This is a genomic window from Aquamicrobium segne (assembly GCF_042656785.1).
In the GTDB taxonomy this organism is placed as follows: domain Bacteria; phylum Pseudomonadota; class Alphaproteobacteria; order Rhizobiales; family Rhizobiaceae; genus Mesorhizobium; species Mesorhizobium segne.
In genome coordinates, this window is record NZ_JBHSLL010000034.1 from 1 (window position 1) to 19,728 (window position 19,728).

General features: G+C 60.1%; 18 protein-coding genes and 1 pseudogene. 9 read left to right on the top strand and 10 right to left on the bottom strand.

The window, feature by feature from the left end; translation table 11 throughout:
• Positions 1-179: 179 nt before the first annotated feature.
• Positions 180-1,022, top strand: a complete 843-nt coding sequence (gene dapD, locus ACFPLB_RS11110) for a 2,3,4,5-tetrahydropyridine-2,6-dicarboxylate N-succinyltransferase (protein WP_378229585.1) — start codon at positions 180-182, stop codon at positions 1,020-1,022.
• Positions 1,023-1,025: 3 nt separating this feature from the next.
• Positions 1,026-2,222: a succinyl-diaminopimelate desuccinylase gene (gene dapE, locus ACFPLB_RS11115; protein ID WP_378229587.1), complete on the top strand. Its 1,197-nt coding sequence runs from the start codon at positions 1,026-1,028 to the stop codon at positions 2,220-2,222.
• A 280-nt stretch (positions 2,223-2,502) separates the two neighbouring features.
• Here the strand turns inward: dapE and ACFPLB_RS11120 are convergent.
• From ACFPLB_RS11120 to ACFPLB_RS11145, 6 genes and pseudogenes are all read right to left on the bottom strand, one after another.
• A pseudogene (locus ACFPLB_RS11120) lies at positions 2,503-2,850 on the bottom strand (STN domain-containing protein); the annotation flags it as partial.
• A 117-nt stretch (positions 2,851-2,967) separates the two neighbouring features.
• A complete protein-coding gene (locus tag ACFPLB_RS11125; RefSeq protein WP_378229589.1) occupies positions 2,968-3,921 on the bottom strand; it encodes a FecR family protein in 954 nt (317 codons plus the stop codon).
• A gap of 112 nt (positions 3,922-4,033) precedes the next feature.
• The gene (locus tag ACFPLB_RS11130; RefSeq protein WP_378229591.1) at positions 4,034-4,540 is read right to left on the bottom strand and encodes an RNA polymerase sigma factor; all 507 of its coding nucleotides are present in this window, start codon (positions 4,538-4,540) and stop codon (positions 4,034-4,036) included.
• Positions 4,541-4,815: 275 nt separating this feature from the next.
• A complete protein-coding gene (locus tag ACFPLB_RS11135) occupies positions 4,816-5,637 on the bottom strand; it encodes a prolipoprotein diacylglyceryl transferase family protein (RefSeq protein ID WP_378229593.1) in 822 nt (273 codons plus the stop codon).
• Position 5,638: 1 nt separating this feature from the next.
• A complete protein-coding gene (gene dsbD / locus ACFPLB_RS11140; RefSeq protein ID WP_378229595.1) occupies positions 5,639-7,495 on the bottom strand; it encodes a protein-disulfide reductase DsbD in 1,857 nt (618 codons plus the stop codon).
• A complete protein-coding gene (locus tag ACFPLB_RS11145; RefSeq protein WP_378229619.1) occupies positions 7,476-8,084 on the bottom strand; it encodes a DsbA family protein in 609 nt (202 codons plus the stop codon). Before ACFPLB_RS11145 ends, dsbD begins: the two co-directional genes overlap by 20 nt.
• A gap of 185 nt (positions 8,085-8,269) precedes the next feature.
• On the opposite strand from ACFPLB_RS11145, the gene ACFPLB_RS11150 reads away from it, so the two are divergent.
• Together ACFPLB_RS11150 and ACFPLB_RS11155 are read left to right on the top strand one after the other, a co-directional pair.
• Positions 8,270-8,932, top strand: coding sequence for a response regulator (locus ACFPLB_RS11150; RefSeq protein ID WP_378229597.1), 663 nt, complete (start codon positions 8,270-8,272; stop codon positions 8,930-8,932).
• Positions 8,932-10,272, top strand: a complete 1,341-nt coding sequence (locus tag ACFPLB_RS11155; RefSeq protein WP_378229599.1) for an ATP-binding protein — start codon at positions 8,932-8,934, stop codon at positions 10,270-10,272. The genes ACFPLB_RS11150 and ACFPLB_RS11155 overlap by 1 nt, the downstream gene beginning before the upstream one ends.
• Positions 10,273-10,278: 6 nt before the next feature.
• On the opposite strand, the gene ACFPLB_RS11160 is transcribed toward ACFPLB_RS11155, so the two are convergent.
• Positions 10,279-11,007 carry a L,D-transpeptidase gene (locus ACFPLB_RS11160; protein ID WP_378229601.1) on the bottom strand — a complete coding sequence of 243 codons (729 nt, stop codon included), beginning with the start codon at positions 11,005-11,007 and terminating at the stop codon, positions 10,279-10,281.
• A gap of 504 nt (positions 11,008-11,511) precedes the next feature.
• On the opposite strand from ACFPLB_RS11160, the gene ACFPLB_RS11165 reads away from it, so the two are divergent.
• The 5 genes from ACFPLB_RS11165 to ACFPLB_RS11185 all read left to right on the top strand — a co-directional run bounded on the left by ACFPLB_RS11165 (position 11,512) and on the right by ACFPLB_RS11185 (position 17,563).
• Positions 11,512-11,823, top strand: a complete 312-nt coding sequence (locus ACFPLB_RS11165; RefSeq protein ID WP_378229603.1) for an ArsR/SmtB family transcription factor — start codon at positions 11,512-11,514, stop codon at positions 11,821-11,823.
• 59 nt (positions 11,824-11,882) lie between these two features.
• Entirely contained in the window at positions 11,883-13,079 is a 1,197-nt protein-coding gene (locus tag ACFPLB_RS11170) for an MFS transporter (protein ID WP_378229605.1), read from the top strand.
• Positions 13,080-13,175: 96 nt separating this feature from the next.
• The gene (locus tag ACFPLB_RS11175) at positions 13,176-13,376 is read left to right on the top strand and encodes a YgaP family membrane protein (RefSeq protein WP_378229607.1); all 201 of its coding nucleotides are present in this window, start codon (positions 13,176-13,178) and stop codon (positions 13,374-13,376) included.
• An 18-nt stretch (positions 13,377-13,394) separates the two neighbouring features.
• A complete protein-coding gene (locus tag ACFPLB_RS11180; protein WP_378229609.1) occupies positions 13,395-14,360 on the top strand; it encodes an efflux RND transporter periplasmic adaptor subunit in 966 nt (321 codons plus the stop codon).
• Positions 14,357-17,563, top strand: a complete 3,207-nt coding sequence (locus tag ACFPLB_RS11185; RefSeq protein WP_378229611.1) for an efflux RND transporter permease subunit — start codon at positions 14,357-14,359, stop codon at positions 17,561-17,563. The genes ACFPLB_RS11180 and ACFPLB_RS11185 overlap by 4 nt, the downstream gene beginning before the upstream one ends.
• 74 nt (positions 17,564-17,637) lie before the next feature.
• Here the strand turns inward: ACFPLB_RS11185 and ACFPLB_RS11190 are convergent, their stop codons facing one another.
• From ACFPLB_RS11190 to ACFPLB_RS11200, 3 genes are all read right to left on the bottom strand, one after another.
• Positions 17,638-18,066 (bottom strand): YbaN family protein, encoded by a 429-nt coding sequence (locus tag ACFPLB_RS11190; RefSeq protein ID WP_378229613.1) that lies wholly within the window; start codon positions 18,064-18,066, stop codon positions 17,638-17,640.
• A 28-nt stretch (positions 18,067-18,094) separates the two neighbouring features.
• Positions 18,095-18,703, bottom strand: a complete 609-nt coding sequence (locus ACFPLB_RS11195; RefSeq protein WP_378229615.1) for a biliverdin-producing heme oxygenase — start codon at positions 18,701-18,703, stop codon at positions 18,095-18,097.
• A 73-nt stretch (positions 18,704-18,776) separates the two neighbouring features.
• Positions 18,777-19,658: a TonB-dependent receptor domain-containing protein gene (locus ACFPLB_RS11200; RefSeq protein WP_378229617.1), complete on the bottom strand. Its 882-nt coding sequence runs from the start codon at positions 19,656-19,658 to the stop codon at positions 18,777-18,779.
• Between the last annotated feature and the right edge of the window lie 70 nt (positions 19,659-19,728).

The following is a 19,728-nucleotide window of genomic DNA, read 5'->3' on the forward strand; positions in this document are numbered from 1 at the left end:
CTTCGCAGCAACATGCTACTTGGCCGCTATCTGCATATGGTGGTCATGATTGAGTCTCGACCCTAAAGCCTGTCTCCCGAACTTAATAACCAGTTTCAAGATAAAGACATGTGTAAAAAAAGAGCTTAAAGCGGGTTGCGTGAATCTGAAAGATCACGACACGCTTATAAGGAGCCGCCATGTCGCACGCTCAACTCGCCCAAATCATTGATGCCGCATTCGAGAAACGCGCTGAAATCAATTTTTCCACCCAGGGCGAAATTCGTGATGCCGTCGACACCGCACTCAACCTGCTCGATAGTGGCCAGGCTCGCGTTGCTGAGAAAATCAACGGCGAATGGCAGGTGAACCAATGGCTCAAGCGCGCCGTCCTGCTTTCCTTCCGCCTCACCGATAATGTGCCCATGAGCGGCGGTCCGCAAAATTCCACCTGGTGGGACAAGGTGCCCGGCAAGTTCGAGGGCTGGAACGAAAACACCTGGCGTAAGGCCGGTTTCCGCGCTGTTCCGGGTGCGGTGGTGCGTAAATCCGCCTATATCGGCAAGAACGCCATTCTCATGCCCAGCTTCGTCAATCTGGGCGCCTATGTCGATGAGGGCACCATGGTCGATACCTGGGTGACCGTCGGCTCCTGTGCGCAAATCGGCAAGAATGTGCACCTTTCGGGTGGCGTCGGTATTGGCGGCGTGCTCGAGCCGCTTCAGTCTGGCCCCACCATTATCGAAGACAATTGCTTTGTCGGCGCACGCTCCGAAATCGTTGAAGGTGTTGTCGTTGGTGAAGGCTCGGTCATCTCCATGGGCGTCTTTATCAGCGCATCCACGAAAATCATCAATCGCGCCACCGGCGAAATCCACATCGGCAAGGTGCCGCCCTATTCAGTCGTCGTTTCAGGCAATCTGCCGGGCAAGCCCTTGCCCGACGGCACACCGGGCCCCAGCCTTTACTGCGCTGTCATCGTCAAGACCGTCGATGCGCAGACCCGCTCCAAGACTGATATTAACGAACTGCTCCGGGATTGATCGATGACAGAGACACCCGATATCCACGATGCGGCCTCTCATCTGGTCATAACCGATCCGCTTGATCTGCTCTTACGCCTGATCGCCTGCCCCTCTGTTACCCCTGAGGAGGCTGGCGCGCTGGCCTTGCTCGAAGCTGAGCTTACGGGGCTCGGCTTTTCTGTCACCCGCCTGCGTTTTGAAGGTGATGGCTCCTATCCGGTGGACAATCTGTTTGCTACACGCGGGCAAGGCAGTCGCCGTCTGTTATTCGCTGGCCATACCGATGTCGTCCCGCCGGGCGATCTTGCCCACTGGACCACCGATCCTTTCACCCCCCGTATTGCCGATGCCAGGATTTATGGTCGCGGTGCTGCTGATATGAAGTCGGGCATTGCTGCCTTTATTGCCGCTTGCGCGCAGATCCCGGCCAATGCTGGCACGATTCAGCTTGCCATCACCAATGACGAAGAAGCCGATGCCATCAATGGCACCGAAAAGCTGATCCGCTGGATGCGGGCCAATGGCCACCATTTCGATTTCGCCATTGTGGGCGAGCCCAGTTCTGCCGAAACTCTGGGCGACAGCATCAAGATCGGCCGTCGCGGCTCCTTTTCGGGCAAGGTTACGGTCACCGGCATGCAGGGCCATGTCGCTTATCCCCACAAGGCCACCAATCCCCTGCCCATACTGGCCGCCGCCGCCACTGCGCTTGCCACGCAGCCGCTCGATAACGGCAGCGAGCATTTCCCGGCCAGCAATCTGGAATTGACCAGCATCGATGTGGGCAACACAATCGCCAACGTCATTCCCGCCAGTGGCAGCCTGCGCTTCAACATTCGCTATAATGATAGCTGGACCCCCGAAACGCTGACCGACTGGGTTCATGCTCGTCTTGCCACGCTTCCTGTCGATGGCTGCACTATCGCCTTTGAAATCTTGGGCACACCCTCGCGCGCCTTTCTGTCCCCGCTGGGTGCAGATATTGACATGCTGGCCCGCACGATTGCGGACCGCACCGGCAAGCTGCCCCAATATTCCACTGGCGGCGGCACATCGGATGCCCGCTTCATCGCCCAGTATGGTCCCGTGGTGGAGTGTGGTCTGGTCGGCACGACCATGCACAAGGCCGACGAACATATAAGCCTTTCCGACCTTGCGGGCCTCACGGCCATCTATTCGGATTTCATGAAGGCTTTTTTCACCAGCGCCCGATCATGAAGATCTGAACCATTCGGCGGTGGCTGCGTCAGGTTTCGATACCGGCCGGGAGATTATGTAGGCGGCAGAGCCGATCATGAAGATGGCGACCACAACAGTCAGCAGCAAACCCGGTTGCGCACCGATGAGAAACAGTGCGTAGCCAATCGACATTCCGCCGCAGGCCATCTGCCAAGAAGCCGCCGCTTCCACCAGTCACGTTGATCGTGTCGAGCACCAGCGCGCCGCCCGCATCCGCGGACCCATGCGTCGCTGCAACCCCGCTGGTGATGACGACGCTGGCGGCGTCGCTAAAAGAATAGCCGAGGCCGCTGCCTTGTAAAATCTGCGCCAGCGCCTGCTCGCGCGTCGCCGCGCCGCGAATGCCGGGCGAGGACTTTCCGGCGGCGAGCGAAGCGTCATAGGAAATCTGTGTCCCTGACTGGCTGCCGAAAGAGGCAAGCGTACGGGCGAGCGGCCCTGCCGGAATGTCGAAGCTTACTTGCGCGGCTGCCTGTGCGAAGGCTTTTTTCTCGTCCAGCACCACGCCCGCCGTCAGCACCGTCGTCGTCAGCAAGACCGCAACCAGCGCCCTGCGGCCGACCGAGCCCATCATCCCTGTAGTGAATGCCTGCAATCCACGATCCATGTCCAACCAGCTACGTTTTCAACCAGAAAAGCCCGCATGCCTGATTGTTGGGTAGTGCGGCCCCTAATCAGCTTTACGAACGGGAAGCCGGATTTTTCTGTCTTTTCCAAAAAATTTTCACACCGGGGAGATCACCGTCACCATGGAGCCGATCGCACGCACTTTCGCGCCGAAGGGGCGCGCCACCGCCTCAAGGGCCCGCACCGGATCGCTCAGATCGAACACGCCGCTGACCACGCGCTCGCCGAGAAACGGATCGGCGATGACGACGCTGCCCGGAACCCAGCGTGAAATCCGGGCAACCATCGCCGCAACGGTCTCGCGTTCTGCCACAATCATGCCGCCGCGCCACGCCGCAATCTGGAACGCTTCACGCGCGCCGCGCGCCGCCTGCCCGTCTGAAGGGGAGAAAGTGATCCACTCACCAGCTTCGAGCCGCTCAGTCGCGCCCCGTTCCAAAACCTGCGTATGTGTCTCGACCGTGCCATGCTCGACCGAGACCGAAACGAAGCCGGCATCGCTCGACATGTCGAACGCCGCTTCCCGCGCGGTGGCGGTCACCTTGCCGCCAGCGACGGAGAAGGGGCGCGATGCGTCACTCGCTACCTCGAAATAGGCCATGCCGGCCAGAAGGTCGATGGCACGGCGGGTGAGCGAATAGGATATAGAAGCCGCGCTGTCGGGTCCGAGCGTCATGATGCTGTCATCCGGCAGCGCGATACGTCTAATCTCGGCTGTCTGCGTAACATGGTCGGCGCGCATGCGCAGCAGCGCACCCGGAAGCGTCATCGAACCGGCTCCGGCAGCGCCGAGGCCGACCGCGCCGCCAATAAGAAAGTTTCGGCGCGAAAGCCTGCCGCTTCCGCTCATCTTGCGCCGGTCGGCAAGGACCCTGCCGGTCATGCCATGGATTTCGGCAACCCGCGCCCATGCCGCCGCATGGGCAGGACTGCGGGCAGCCCACGCGCTTGCCATCTGAACCGACACCGGATTGGCGGGGTCGTTCTGAAGACGGATCGCCAGATCGACCGCTTCCCTGAACAGGCGACGCTCCTCGGATGAGTCGGCCATATATTCCATTCCTGTGCCCGTGCCTGTGCTTGTGCCAGCAGCGGGGGCTACGCCGGCCCGCATCTATCAATACGAATGGCGGGCAGAAATTTTCTGCGCCCCGGCTGAAATCCTATTCGATATTTGCAAGCCGGGCGTCAATATGCTCGTAAGCGGTGCGGATGAGCGTCCAGACCCGCGACACCGAAAGGCCGAGTTCGGCGGCGACGGCGGCCATCGTCATCTCGTCCATTCGATGCATCTCGAACGCCCGGCGGGTCCGCTCGGGCAGTTCCGCAAGTGCAGCCTGCGTCAATGCGAGCCGCTGCCTGTCATAGACGGCTGTTTCCGGTGAGGGAGCGCGATCGGCGATCGCCGCGAATGCTTCCGGCGCAAGATCCACGTAGGGCAGACGGCGCTCGCGCCGCTGATGGTCTATGCCGAGATTGCGCGCGACGCGGAACAGATAACCGACCGGATTGTGGGATGCGGTTTCCTCGGCGGGAGGCGAGGCGATGACGCGCACGAACGTGTCCTGCGTCAGGTCCGCAGCCATATCCTGGCTGATCCCGCGCCGACGAAGCGACTGCGCGATGTCGCTTGCATGCTTCCTGAACAGGTTCTGAATATCCCAGCTCAACTCACGGTCACTTTCACTTCTGACGCCGGTTTCAGCCCAAACAGAGCGCCTGAAACCGGAAATCTGCCAGCCTAGGGCGATCCCCGCCTAAAACATGTGTTTCTTAATCAAGTTTTATCGCCGCGACAAGAAGTGTTGTGTAAATTGCATGATGTACTGTACGCATCCGCCAGTCCCGTATGGGCCCTGCCCATACTACCGATCGCCTGTTTCCCGGCGGTGCCAGGCGGCGCAGCTACGTAGGCGCGTACGTGGGGCGCAATCAAGGGCTCTCGTCAATCGCGCGCCGTTTCATCTTCTGCTATCCGGCGAATGCCCGTAGTCAGCCCCTCGCGCGAAATCTCACCCATATGAACAGATTGGAGCGTTCCGTCGCGGGCGATGAAGAGTGTTGCGGGCAGACCGGGAGCCTTGTAGTGACGCCTGAATTCACCCAAGGTGTCGAGCACCACATGATCCAGCTCGAGGTTTTCGGCCTCCAGGAAGCCCCGGATGATATCCACGCCTTCGCCCTGATTGATGAAGACCAGCCGGGCGTCGTCGGTGCTTGCGGCGACATCCGCTATCATCGGCATCTCGCGCCGACAGGGCGGGCACCAGCTTGCCCAGAGATTGATGACGAGTGGTTCGCCTTTAAGTGCTGCTGGCTGGAACGACTCGCCTGCGAGTGTGCGGAATGTTTGTCCCGAAGGCAGCGGGGTGGCGGGCGTGCCCGCCGTGAGTTGCAGTATGAAGACGGCCACATAGGCGGAAATGACGGCTGGCAACGCCGCCCATAGTGCAAGGCGCAACTCGCGCCTGAAGCAAACAAGCGTATAGGCAAGCACCAGCACAACACCCGCCTTGATCATGAAGCCGCCCTGCCAGAGGTAGAGGGCGCGTAGCGGCTCGGCGAAGAAATTCTCACCATGTTTGATGACATGGCCTGCGCGTGCGCCGACGATGAAGGCGAGTGTCGCCCCCCAGGCCCAGGACGAGAAACGGCGGTCCACCTTCCGGGCGAGGATCTCGCTTAGAAGCAGGAATGCGGCAATCGCCAGAATGGCGGCAAAGCGGTCGGGCGCGAAGATGAAAGGCCCTATGCTGATGGCGTTCATGTCAGCGCCTCGCCAGTTCGAGCGAAGTCTGTAATGTCTCGACGGTCGCGTCGCCGATCAGGCGCGAACCGCTCGCTTCCTTCGAGTTTGCATCAAAGAAGATCATGGTGGGCGGACCGACCACGGCCAGATCGCGCATCATCTCCTGATTGGCCTGGTCAAGCGCCGTCAGGTCGACCTTTATGCGCTGGAAGCCATCAAGTCTGGCAATGATTTCGGCATTGGGAAACACGTCACGCTCGATTGTCTTGCAGATAACGCACCAGTCTGCGGTGAAGTAGACAAATGTCGGGCGTCCGTTTGCGGAGGCGATTGCGTTCATGAGATCCGGCGTGGATGCGGCCTCGATGAATGTCGTTTCAGCTTCGGTGACCGGCGGTTGCGGATTGCTCACGCCGAGATGGGCAAGCGGGCGCAGCGGATCGCTGCCGCCCGATGCTGCGCCGATGGCGAGGATGACGCCAGCGAGGGAGAGCGCGAAACCGGCCGCCTTGCGCAACCGGAGTCCGGCATCTGCATCTGCCGCCAGCCGGTCGGCGACGCCGATGAATACGGCAGCCGTCAGCAGCAGGATCGCCCACAGGGCTAGTGTGGCGGGCGGCGGCAGGATTCGGCCCATCATCCAGATGGCTGCGCCAAGAAAGACGAAGCCGAAGACATATTTAGCCTGTACCATCCACGCCCCGGCGCGCGGTAGCGCCCGGCTGCCAACGGTGCCGAACGCGATCAAGGGAATTCCCTGTCCAAGACCGAGCGCAAACAGTGCGGCAGCACCCAGATATGCATCTCCGGTCTGGGCGATGTAGAGAAGGGCTGCGGCGAGCGGCGCGGTGACGCAAGGGCCCACAATCAGCGCCGAGAGAAAACCCATACCGGCGGCCCCGCCCACCGAACCCCGCCGGCCAGCCGACACGCCCGCTATTCTATTGACCCAGGCGCTCGGCAGTTGCAATTCGAACAGGCCGAACATCGAGGCTGCCAGAACGACGAACAGAACCCCGACCGCGCCGATCACCCAGGGCAATTGCAGCACCATTTGCAAATTCTGGCCCGACCATGCGGCGAATATACCGAGCAACCCGAAGGCGGCTGCCATCGCCAGCACGTAAGCCGAGGACAGCACGAAGCCGCGCTGTGCCGTCAATGCCTCACCCTCGCGCGCCAACGTCGCGCTGAGGATCGGATACATCGGCAACACGCATGGCGTGAAAGCGAGCAGCAGGCCAAAAACGAGGAAGCTGGCGATCACCCAGACCGCGCCGCCACTTGCCAGCAGCGAGCCGATCATGCCGCCATTCTGCGTCTCGTCGGCAAGGGTGAAGCCGCCGGTTCCTGTATCAGATGTGGGCGCGGCGACGCCGAAGCCGATGACAGGCTCGGAAAGCTGCAAGCTGGCCGTATCCAGCGTGAGTGTCATTGGCGGGTAGCAGATGGAATCTTTCTTGCAGCCCTGATAGGTGATGGAGACCTCACTCGGTGCGCCAGTCGTCAGACGCGCTACCGCCTCGGAGTAATAGACTTCGGATGGTCCGAAATTGGCATCGTCTTCTATCGTGCCCGGCCCGGTATGAAGCTCGACCGCCTCGCCTGCGGCACCTTTGGCTTCGATATGATCGCGGTAAAGATAGTAGCCGTCCGCGATCTGCCAGCGAAGCTCGATCGCATTGTCCGCTGCACGTTCCACCGAAAACCGGAAGGCGTCTTCGGCTTGCAGGAGGTCCCCCTGCTGGGCGGTGGCGGGAAACGACCAAAGTGCAAGAAGCAGGCTTGCGACAAGGCGAAGAGCGGTCAAAAAGGGCATGGTGTTCTCGGAGGTGTTCTTGTAATTTGCAACAGCGTCAGGACGCTTCGCGCGCATCCTTGACGACCTGTCGAAATCCGGCTTCATCGAGCGCTGAAGCGACGAGGAACTGCCCGATCAGGAAGACCGGTGTGCCGCGCAGGCCAAGGCTTTCCGCCTGCGCATTGTTGCGCTGGAGGAGGCTGACGATTTTGGCATCGTGCCGTTTGGCGTCCGCCTCGAGCCGCTTCATGTCGAAGCCTGCCCGTTCCAGTTCCTGCTGCATCCGGCCTTCCGAAATACCGGAACCGTCGATACGCATCAGCGCCGAATAAGCATCCTCGTAGCGATCCTGATATCTGGCGGCGAGAGCGAGCTTCGCACCGTAAATCGAGGACTTCGCCAGGATCGGCCAGTCCTTGTAGACATGGCGGATATCGCCGTCGGAGGCGAGCACCGTGTTCAGCGGCTCGACCGTGCGCTTGCAGAACGGGCAGTTGTAATCGAAGAACGACACGATCGTCAGGTCGCCCTTCGGATTGCCGCTGACCGGCGCATCAGGATCGTTGAGGATCATCTCGGCGGAAAGATCGTCGGCACGAACCCGCGTGGCGAGACGTGCGCCAATCAAGGCGGTCAGGCCCAACAGAACTGTCCGCCGATGCAGCGCAGCAGACGGTGGCATGCGCCCTGCGGCGGGGGAAAGAACGGCGGTCGTGCGGTCGTGCCAGTTGTGCATGGCCAAAGCTCCAGTTGGTACGTTTTGGGCGACCTCGCCTGTGCAGCTTAAGGCAGGCTTAAGATTGCCTTAAGCCTTGGCCAGAATATCGGCTCAAACTTCAGGTGATGACAATGCGTGTGCTGATTGTTGAAGATGACGCGGTGCTGCGGGATGGCTTGCGGGTGGGGTTGGGGATCGGCGGCTTCAATGCCGATGCCGTTGAGACCTGCGAGGAAGCCAATGCCGTTTTGAAAAACCATGAGTTCGATGCGCTGGTGCTCGACCTGATGCTGCCTGACGGCTCGGGCCTCGACATCCTGAAGTCGATGCGCGAGCGCCGCGACACCACGCCGGTGCTGCTGCTGACCGCGCGCGACCAGGTGGCCGACCGGATCGTCGGGCTGGATGCAGGCGCGGACGACTATCTCGGCAAGCCTTTCGATCTCGACGAGGTCGCGGCACGCTTGCGCGCCTTGCTTCGGCGGGGTTCGGGCAGGCACGGTTCATTGCTTGAATGGCGCGACCTTGTGCTTGACCCGGCGACACAGACGCTGAAACAGAACGGCAAGCCCGTGCGCCTGTCACGGCGCGAATATGCGATCCTGCATGCGCTGATGGTTCATCCGGGCCAGATCCTCTCGCGCAGCCGGATTGAGGAGAAGCTTTATGGCTGGCAGGAAGAGATCGAAAGCAATGCCGTCGAGGTCCATATTCATCACCTTCGTGGCAAACTCGGCCCCGACATAATCCAGACCGTTCGTGGCATCGGCTACCGGCTCGGGGAGGAAGCGTGATGCCTTCGATCTCGAAGCGGCTCTTCATCATCCTTGTCCTGACCACGAGCCTTGTCTGGCTGTCGGCGGTGGCATGGATCTATCTGTCGACGCGGGCCGAGGTCGAAAGGGTTCTCGATGCAAGGCTGATGGAGGCAGGCCGCATGGTCTCCTCGCTGATCGTCAGTCAGGAGATCACTGTTGATCCGACACAAGGCGGCGCAACTGACCTGCCTCTACATGCGCACAGCACTTATGACCGCCAGCTCTCATGCCAGATATGGTCGTTGCAGGGCGCACTGATCGGGCGGTCGGACGGCGCACCCGACGAGAAGCTTTCCGACCATGAAGACGGGTTTTCCGAAACGGTGATCGATGGGGAGACCTGGCGCGTCTATGCCGTCACCAATGAGGAACTGGGCGTGCGCGTTCTGGTCGGCGATAGTCTATGGATTCGCGATCGGCTGGTGAAAGACGTCATTCGTGGCCTTCTATTGCCGGCCCTGCTGATCCTGCCCGTCCTTGCTTTGCTCATCTGGCTCAGCGTGCGCCGCGGCCTCGAACCACTGCACAAGGTGGCGAGCGATCTGGAAACACGTCATGCGTCGGATCTCAGCCCCATTGATGATGCAGAAACTGCAAAGGAGATCGTGCCGGTGCTGCAATCGCTCAATGGGCTGTTTGCTCGTGTCGAGGGCTTGCGCGAGCGCGAGCGCAACTTCACCGCTTTTGCCGCGCACGAGTTGCGCACGCCTCTGGCTGGCCTGAAGACGCAGGCGCAGGTGGCGCTGGCGAGCGACGATGGAGAAATACGCGATCAGGCGCTGCGCCAGATTGTCATCGGCGTCGACCGCACCGGTAGGCTGGTCCGGCAACTGCTCGACATGTCGGCGCTCGAAGCCTTCGATCAGATAGAAAAGCGTGGCCTGGCGCAACCCGGCCCGGTGCTGCGTTCATTGGCGGAAGAACTGGCCGATCCGGCGCGCGACATAAGGATAGAGGTTTCGCTCGAACTCGATACCCTGACCGTGGAGATCGAGCCTGAACTGTTCACGCTCGCCGCCCGCAACCTTCTGGAAAACGCGGTGAACCATTCGCCGGAGGGCGGCGTGGTGCGCTGTCGCCTGGCCGATAAGGCAGAAGGCGTCGGCATCGTCATCGAGGATGAGGGGCCCGGCATTCCGGATGAAGAACTTCCCCGAATTACCGAGCGCTTCTTCCGCGGTCGTCACAAGGCCGCCATCGGCAGCGGACTTGGCCTTGCCATTGTCGAACTGGCGCTCGGACGAAGCGGCTGGCACTTGCAATTGCACAACCGCGAAACTGGCGGCCTGAGCGCAATCATCACGCTTCAGACCTGACGCCGCTCACGACGTCAGCAGATGCTTCATTGCCGGGTCGGCGATCACCACCAGCGGGCTGCCGTCGCGTACATTGTCGGCGAGGTGGATGACGTCCTGATTGATCATTCTAATGCAGCCGGACGAGACCGCCCGGCCCATCGTCCACACTTCCGGACTGCCATGGATGCGATAGATCGTGTCCCGATTGCCTTCATGTATATAGAGCGCGCGCGAGCCGAGTGGGTTGTTCAGCCCCGGGGCCATGCCGCCATTGGCGATACTGATCGGTTCAAGTTCCGGCTGGCGCGCGACCATCTCGTCGGGCGGGTTCCAGCGCGGCCACTCGCGCTTGTAGGCGATGTGGCGGCCGCGTCCCGCCCATGAAAACCCGTCCCTTCCGACGCCGACGCCATAACGAACGGCCCGCCCGCCCGGCCTGACGTGGTAGAGATAGCGGTTCGGTGTATCAATAACGACGGTGCCGACCTTTTCACTGATCGGATAATCAACTTCTGTTCGCCACCATTTGGGATCAACTCTGGAAACATCGACGGCGGGAATCGGAAAACGCTCATTGGGCATGGCATAGTACATCGGCGGTGTCTGTAACCGCTGAGGCGATGGAGATGCCACCGGCGGCGCGACCTGCGCGGACTGGCGTGTGGATGTGCATCCAGCCAGTGCCAGCGCTCCAGCACCTGCAAGGAATGCGCGCCGTCCGAGCGCAACGGGATATGGGCTTCTCGAACTCAAAACTGTGTCCTCGTGTCACTTACATGCGTGAAGGACACGAAAGCCACCTTAAGCCAGCCTTAAGGGTGATACAGGCTTTGCATATGGATGATTGTCAGCCTCTGCCCCGGTGCCGTCGGGCCATCGGAAATGCTGGCTCGGCCTGTATCAGGCGATTGCTGCCGCTCGCCGGTTGGGAACAAGCGCCATGATGGCGACAAGCAGGCGGATGACGCAATGTCGCCTTGTCGACCTCAACCCAGTCAACGATCTGTTTTTGTGTCATCACACCCGAGATGTGGGGGACCCATAAACAGCCTGTCTTTGCAGCGGCCGCATCGGGCTCCCCTGGCGAACCTGTCCAACGGCACAGGGTTGATGCCGGAACAATGCAAATAGACGATCTGGCGGCTGACTGGCATTTGGATGATACTCCCTCCATATCTGCAAACCGGGCCTTGCCTTGGCAGGTGGTTATTGATAATATATGCGAATAATGGTAGATACGCAAGTATGAACTTAAAAATGGAAATAGATGCAGATGCCATGCGCAACGCGGCCAGTGAAGCAAGCGAGTTGCTTAAGGCGCTTTCAAACCAGCATAGATTGCTGATCCTGTGCCGGCTGATCGACGGGGAAAAGTCGGTCGGCCAACTCGCCGAGTTCCTTGGCATCCGCGATTCAACCGTATCGCAGCATCTGGCCCTGCTGCGTCGGGATCGGCTTATTGCCGGTCGCCGGGATGGCCAGACGATCTGGTATCGCATCGAAAGCGATGTCGCGCGACGCGTAGTGGAAGTGTTGTACAACTCCTTCTGCCAGCAAGCTGATAACTAATCCTTTTCAATCAAGGCGTCCCCCTGGTCATTCAGGCGTGCCTGCTCAACGAGTTTGACATGACTGACCAGGCCATCGCCAAAAGGAATATTTTTGTATTGACTGCCGCCCAGGCGCTGGGGGCGGCAAGCCCGCCGATCATCATTTCGCTGGGTGGATTGGTCGGCCAGCAGCTTTCCTCCGACCCGGCGCTGGTGACGCTGCCCGTCAGCCTGTTCAATCTCGGCCTTGCCGTCGGCACGCTTCCGGCAGCCTTCGTGATGCGACAGATCGGGCGGCGGGGCGGCTATCTGCTTGGAACAGGCCTCGGCATGGCCTCGGGGCTGGTCGCCGCCTTTGGTATCTTCTCGGCATCCTTCCTGATCTTCTGTCTGGGCACCTTCATTGCCGGTTTTTATGCCGCCTATGTGCAAAGCTACCGGTTTGCGGCGACAGATGCCGCAACCGGTGAACTGAAGGCCAAGGCAATTTCCTGGGTGATGATCGGCGGCCTGATTGCGGCCATCATCGGGCCGCAACTCGTCATCTGGACCCGTGACGTGGTTCCCGGAACACCCTATGTCGGCAGTTTCCTCAGCCAGGCCGTACTTGCGCTGATGGCCGTGCCGGTTCTTCTTCTGCTGCGTACACCGAAGGCGACAAAGACGGGCAATGTGCAGGATACCGGACGACCGCTGATCCAAATTCTCATGATGCCGCGCTACATGCTGGCGGTGGCGGCCGGCGTCGTCTCCTACGGGCTGATGGTGTTCGTGATGACTGCAGCCCCCATCGCCATGGTCGGTCACGGCCATTCGGTCGATCACGCCGCCCTTGGCATCCAGTGGCATGTGCTGGCGATGTTTGCGCCGAGCTTTGTCACCGGCCATCTGATGACCCGCTTCGGCAAGGAACGCATCACGGCGCTTGGCCTTTTACTGATCGCGGTTTCAGCCATCTTCGCACTTGCCGGATTGCAGCTCGTTCACTTCTACGTATCGCTGATCCTGCTGGGCATTGGCTGGAATTTCGGCTTTATCGGCGCAACCGCCATGGTCACGGATTGCCATAGCGAGGCCGAGCGCGGCAAGGCGCAAGGGGCGAACGATTTTCTGATCTTCGGCACGGTTGCCGCCGCCTCCTTTTTTGCCGGTGCGCTGCTGCATGCGTCCGGCTGGCAGACGATCAACTGGCTGATCTTCCCGGCAGTGGCGCTGATTCTGGTGCCGCTTGTCTGGCAAAGCGCCCGCAAGGCATCGGTTGCTCCTGCCGAGTGAACTGCTGATCGTAAAATCAGGAGCATTGACTGGGCTTGCCTATACATTCAAACTTGCGTATATAGCAATATATGAATTTTATAGGAGGTATTCCCAATGACCCTCGAACGTTCCGTCCTTGCCTTTGCCGGTGTCATGGTGCTCGTTTCCGTGGCGTTGACCGTCTGGGTCTCGCCCTGGTTTATCTGGCTGACAGTCTTTGTCGGGCTCAATATGTTCCAGTCGGCTTTCACCGGTTTCTGCCCCGCTGCGGCTGTTCTGAAGCGCCTCGGCTTCAAGCCGACCTGCTCCGTCTGATCTGAAAGACCTTTTCTCATGCGCATTGCTGTCCTCGCCGCCGCCCTTGCGGTGGCTATCCCTTCCTTTGCCGCCGAACCCTTCGTGCTGGCATCGCAGGACGTGCCCGAATGGAAAGCCGTCTATGGCCGCGTCGAGGCGCGCGATCTGGTGCCAGCGCGGGCGCGTATCGGCGGCACTGTGATCGAGCTTCTGATCTCCGAAGGCGACGAGGTTGATGCCGGGGCCAGGATTGCCATTGTGCGTGACGACAAGATCGATTTCCAGATTGCGGCTATTGATGCGCAATTGCGCGCGCTCAAAGCCCAGCTTGGGCGTGCAGAGGCGGAGCTTGAACGCGGGCGTTCGCTGGTCGAGCGCGGCATCATCACCGCCCAGCGAATGGAGCAGCTTTCCACCGATGTCGATGTAACGCAAAACCAGATCGCCGCGACGCAGGCGCAGCGTTCCGTCATCGTCCAGCAGGGCGAGGAAGGCGAGGTTCTGGCCCCTGCATCAGGGCGTGTGCTGAGCGTGCCTTTGACGAAGGGTGCCGTCATCATGCCCGGAGAGCCTGTTGCCACCATTGGCGGCGGTGGCTTCTTCCTGCGCCTTGCCATCCCCGAGCGCCATTCCGCTGAACTGGAGGAAGGCGCGCCGATAAGGATCGTCACGGCAGGAGAAGCCAGGCAGGGTCGCCTCGCCAAAATCTATCCGCGCATCGAAAATGGCCGCGTCATCGCCGATGTCGAGGTCGAAGGGCTGGATGACGCCTTTGTCGATGCCCGTATTCTTGTCGAGGTGCCGGTCGGCCTGCGCTCGGCACTGCTTGTGCCGCAAGCGGCACTTGCTACCCGCGCCGGGCTCGATTTTGTCCGCGTCATGGCGGGCGGAACTGAGGTGGAGCGCGTCGTGGTTGCGGGTGAGACCATCATGCAGGATGGACAAACCCATGTCGAAATCCTGACCGGCCTTGAAGCTGGCGACAGCGTAATCGTGCCATGACGACGCCCTCTTATCGCCTTGGCATGGCAGGCGCGCTGACCCGTGCCTTCATCACCTCGCCACTGACTCCGCTCTTCCTGATTGCCTCGCTGGCGTTCGGCCTGCTGGCGCTCATTGCCCTGCCGCGCGAGGAAGAACCGCAGATTTCCGTGCCGATGGTCGACATTCTCGTGCGCGCCGATGGCCTCAAGGCAGAGGACGCGGTCAAGCTCGTCACCGAACCGCTTGAGGTGATCGTCAAGGGCATTGATGGTGTCGAGCATGTCTATTCGCAAACCCGCGATGACAATACGCTGGTGACGGCACGGTTTCTGGTCGGCACATCTGCCGACGCCGCCGTCTTGCGCGTTCATGACAAGCTGCGCGCCAATATGGACCGTATCCCCGTCGGCATCCCCGAACCGCAGATCATCGGGCGCGGCATTGACGATGTCGCCATCGTGTCACTGACACTGACGCCAAACCTGGCTGGAGCCCATCGCATCGACGCCAACGAACTGACGCGCATTGCCCGCGAATTGAAAACCGAACTTGCCAAGATCGACAATGTCGGCCTGACCTATCTGGTTGGCGCGGCTGACGAGGCAATCCGCATTGCGCCCGACCCGGCGCGGCTGGCGCTTTATGGTGTCACCCTGCAGCAGCTTGCCGGTAAGCTGCAGGGCGCCAACCGTGCCTTTCCGGCAGGCAATCTACGCGATGGCGGTGAACAGATCATGCTGGTGGCGGGCGAGACGCTGTCGACACCGGCACAGATCGGCAATCTGCTTTTGACCTCCCGTGATGGCCGCCCGGTCTATGTTCGCGATGTCGCGACAGTCAAATTCGTGACCGAACCGGGCGAGGCTCTGGTTTCGACGGTGACGCGCGATGGCGACCAGATCGCCCGTGTTCCGGCGGTGACACTGGCGCTTGCCAAGCGCGCGGGCTCCAATGCCGTCACCGTCGCCGAGACGATCCTGCACCGGGTTGATGAACTGCATGGGTCGCTGATCTCGCTGGAGATTGCGGTCGAGGTGACGCGCGATTATGGCGAGAGCGCCAATGAAAAGGCCAATGAGCTGCTGTTTCATCTGGCGCTCGCGACCGTTTCGATCATCCTGCTGGTATGGCTTGCAATCGGCTGGCGCGAGGCGCTGGTGGTGGCGGTGGTCATCCCCGTCACCATCCTGATGACGCTGTTTGCGTCATGGATAATGGGCTATACGCTGAACCGCGTCTCGCTGTTTGCGCTGATCTTTTCCATCGGCATCCTGGTCGATGACGCCATCGTTGTCATCGAAAACATCGCCCGCCACTGGGCGATGAAGGATGGCCGGTCGCGTCGCCAGGCGGCCATCGAAGCGGTGGCGGAAGTGGGCAACCCGACCATCGTCGCCACGCTGACGGTGGTGGCGGCACTGCTGCCGATGCTGTTCGTGTCAGGCATGATGGGCCCCTATATGAGCCCGATCCCGGCCAATGCGTCTGCGGCGATGATCTTTTCCTTCTTCGTTGCGGTGATGGTGACACCATGGCTGATGCTGAAGATGGCAGGAAAGGCGCAAGCCCATTCCCATGGCGGTGATAGTCACGGCAGTGGCGGGTTGCTCGGGCGCATCTATGCCGCCAGCGCCCGGCCAATCCTGAAAAGCAAGGCGCGAAGCTGGCTGTTCCTGCTCGGTGTCGGCGCACTGACACTGGGTTCGCTGACGCTGTTTTACACGCAGGCCGTGACGGTCAAGCTTTTGCCCTTCGACAACAAGTCCGAACTTTCCGTCACTATCGACCTTCCCGAAGGCTCTTCGCTCGAAGCAACCGACACAGTCGCGCAAGGAGTGGCGCGTATCGTGCTTGATATGGATGAAGTGAAATCGGTACAGACCCATGCGGGTGCTGCGGCCCCCTTCAACTTCAACGGTCTGGTGCGCCATTCCTTCTACCGCACCGATCCGCATCTGGGTGAGGTGGCGATCAACCTGTTGCCAAAGGCCGAGCGCAGCCGCGCCAGCCACGATATTGCGCTCGACATCAGAGAGCGGTTGGCTGCGCTCGACGTACCAGCGGGAACCAGCCTCAAGGTGCTGGAGCCGCCGCCGGGACCACCGGTGCTGGCGACGCTGCTGGCCGAAATCTACGGCCCCGACGCCGCGACGAGGCGCGCGGTGGCGCAAAAGGTCGAAGCCGCCTTCCGCTCTGTCCCTTACATCGTCGATGTCGACAATTCCCATGGCGTTGCGGCGCGGCGGCTGCGGGCGACGATCTCGACCGACGATCTTGAATTCTTCCGCGTCAAGGAAGGCGATGTGCTCGACACCATCGCCATTTTGAATGGCGGCATGACGGTCGGCTATTCGCACCGTGGCAAAGGTCGCCAGCCAATCCCGCTGCGCATTGAACGGCCAAAATCGGAACGCCGCCTCGATGAGCATTTCCTGACGACGCCGATCCCGGCCAATGTACTGCCGGGTGATCGTGGCGTCGTTGAACTTGGTGACGTGGTGCGTGTTGCCGAAGAACGCGCTTCTTACCTGATATTTCGCCGCAATGGCCGCGCCGCTGAAATGGTCTCGGCCGAGCTTGCCGGCGCGTTCGAGGCTCCGCTCTATGGCATGATTGCCGTGCAGGACGCACTTGATGCGCAAGATTGGGGTGATTTGCCAAAGCCTGTCATCTCGCTTTACGGCCAGCCCGACGACGAGCGCAATGCGACGCTGCTCTGGGATGGCGAGTGGGAGGTGACATGGGTGACCTTCCGCGACATGGGTGCCGCCTTCATGGTGGCGCTGCTTGGCATCTATATTCTGGTTGTTGCGCAATTCGGCTCGTTCAAGGCCCCGCTGGTCATCCTCACCCCGGTGCCGCTGACCTTTATCGGCATTCTGGGCGGCCATTGGCTATTTGGAGCACCCTTCTCGGCGACCTCGATGATTGGCTTCATCGCCCTTGCCGGTATCATCGTGCGCAATTCAATCCTGCTGATCGATTTCATCCGCCACACCGACGCCAAAGACCGGCCACTGACGGAAATCCTGATCGAGGCCGGTTCCATTCGCTTCAAGCCGATCCTTTTAACCGCGCTTGCGGCCATGATCGGTGCGGCGGTGATCCTCACCGACCCGATCTTTCAGGGGCTGGCGATATCGCTGCTGTTTGGCCTTGCCTCATCTACGCTGCTGACCGTCCTCGTCATCCCGGCGATCTATCGTGTGCTGCGAACATGAGGCGGCTATGCGGTTTTTTGAGGCCAATATTCATGACGCCATTTCTGTTTCTTAAAAAACAAGAAATGCTCTGGTCAGTCGCATCGTGCCTGCCTTCTCTCAGGTGGGTTCCTGCTGGCCCATTCGGCGGGGGCCGCATCAGGTTTCGATACCGGCCGGGAGATTATGTAGGCGGCAGAGCCGATCATGAAGACGGCGACCGCAACAGCCAGCAGCAAACCCGGTTGCGCACCGATGAGAAACAGTGCGTAGCCAATCGACATTCCGCCGCAGGCCATCAGCTTCGCCTTTCGCGGCATCGTTCCATGCTCTTGCCAATCCCGCAGCGTTGAACCAAAGCGCGGATGGCTAAGCAGCCACGCCTCCAGACGCGGGGACGAGCGGGCAAAGAACCATGCTGCCAGGATCAGGAAGATTTTCGTGGGCATAACGGGGAGGAAAGCACCAATGAAGCCCAGCCCGACCATCAGCCAGCCAAGGATGATGTAGCCCATCCTCATCATGATGAAAACAATCGTGGCCCGATGGTGGTCATGCAAACATCTTGTCAACCAGCCCGTGCACGCGGGCAAAAGCGGCGTTTGCCCCTGAAACAACGCGGGCCTCGTCCGCATCGGACAGGGCGACTTTGTCGAGGGCAGCCGTAAAGGTGCGCCAGTGCAGCCCGCGCCCCTCCGGCGCACCGGCCAGATGGCGCGCGCCGAACGTTTCCGATAGTCCCAGCTTCAAGGCTTCCTTGAGCAGGAAGGCAGCACCAAGGTTCGACCCTTCCGCGACATAGAGCCAGCCTATTGCGGTCGGCAGATCGGCTGGCGCGCCAGCGACAAAGGCAGGCTGCGCGTCATAAGTCAGCGCCTCCATACCAAGATCGGCAAGGTCCTGTCCGATCTGACCGAAGCGGCGGCGGCCTTTCAGGTCTGGCAGCAGTGCATCGAGCGCGGCATCATCATAAAGTGCGTCGATATCGCGATGAAACCCGTGCTGCATCTTCACAAACAACCCGTAGCGCTCGCGGCTTGAAAAGGGCTCATGGCCCATGATTGCCTTGTCGAGACGATCATGGGTATCGTGGGTTGCCGCCTTCAGCCGCTTTGAGCGGGTAAGAGCAGCGGGATTGTCGATAATGACAGCTTCATTCATGGATACGGCCTCGTCAGAAAGAAAATGGAAATGAGGTCAGGGCGAGCTAAAAGCCTGCCCAAGACTAAAAATCTCAGAACTTGGCTGTTAAACTCATCCTGATTGTTCGCCCAGGTGACGGCAGCAGCGTCGCTCCAAGCGGATCAACGTAGTATTTATCAAATATATTCTCAGCACTGACATCCAACACAAAATCATCATTGATCTTGAAGTTCGCAAATACGTCCGTAAGAGTATAGGGATCCCACTGTAAGACAAGATTTGTACCGTCTGGAATCACATCCATGGCGCGGGCTCCAACAATCGTTACCCTTGTACCAAGCGTCAGTCTTTGATCGAAAGCACGAGCGCCGAAAGTCAAGCTTGTCCAATGTTTTGGTGGTATGTGGTTTGCAGAGTAATCATCAGACAAACTGCTCGACTGGCAAGGCGCGTTGTTCATGCAAAACGCGACCTTGTCGTAATAAGTAAATGCTCCATTCAAGAAGAATCTACCCATGTCGTATTCACTTGAAATCTCTATACCCGAGAATTTGGCGCGATCGATGTTGGTGCGCGTATACATCCACGTGGTTCTATCAAGTGTCCGTGCAATATATCCATCTGTCGTATTATCGAAATATGCAGCCTTGAAGCGGAACTTGTCGCCAGCAAGGAATACGTCGTCCTTGCTCAGATTGAGGCCGAACTCCCAGTTCCTCGCGATTTCAGCGTCTAGATTGGGATTAGCCTGGAGGAATCCTCCACCGCTAAGGGACTCCTGAAGGCTTGGCGGACGATACCCCTCCTTGTAAGTGTCGAAAAACTGAACTCCATCCCATGGCTTGAGAGTCAACCCGATGTTCGGGCTTGTGCGGTTGCCGCGCTTCTCGGGTTCGGGCGTACCAACCTCCGGTTCGTCCTTCGTCGCAAAACTGTCATAACGAAGACCGGCATCGAATGTGAGCCAGTCCATGGGTAATCTCCCCTTTTTTAACGGGGTGCATTTGTAGAACTTACATGGCCATTTTCAGTTTCTGTGCGGG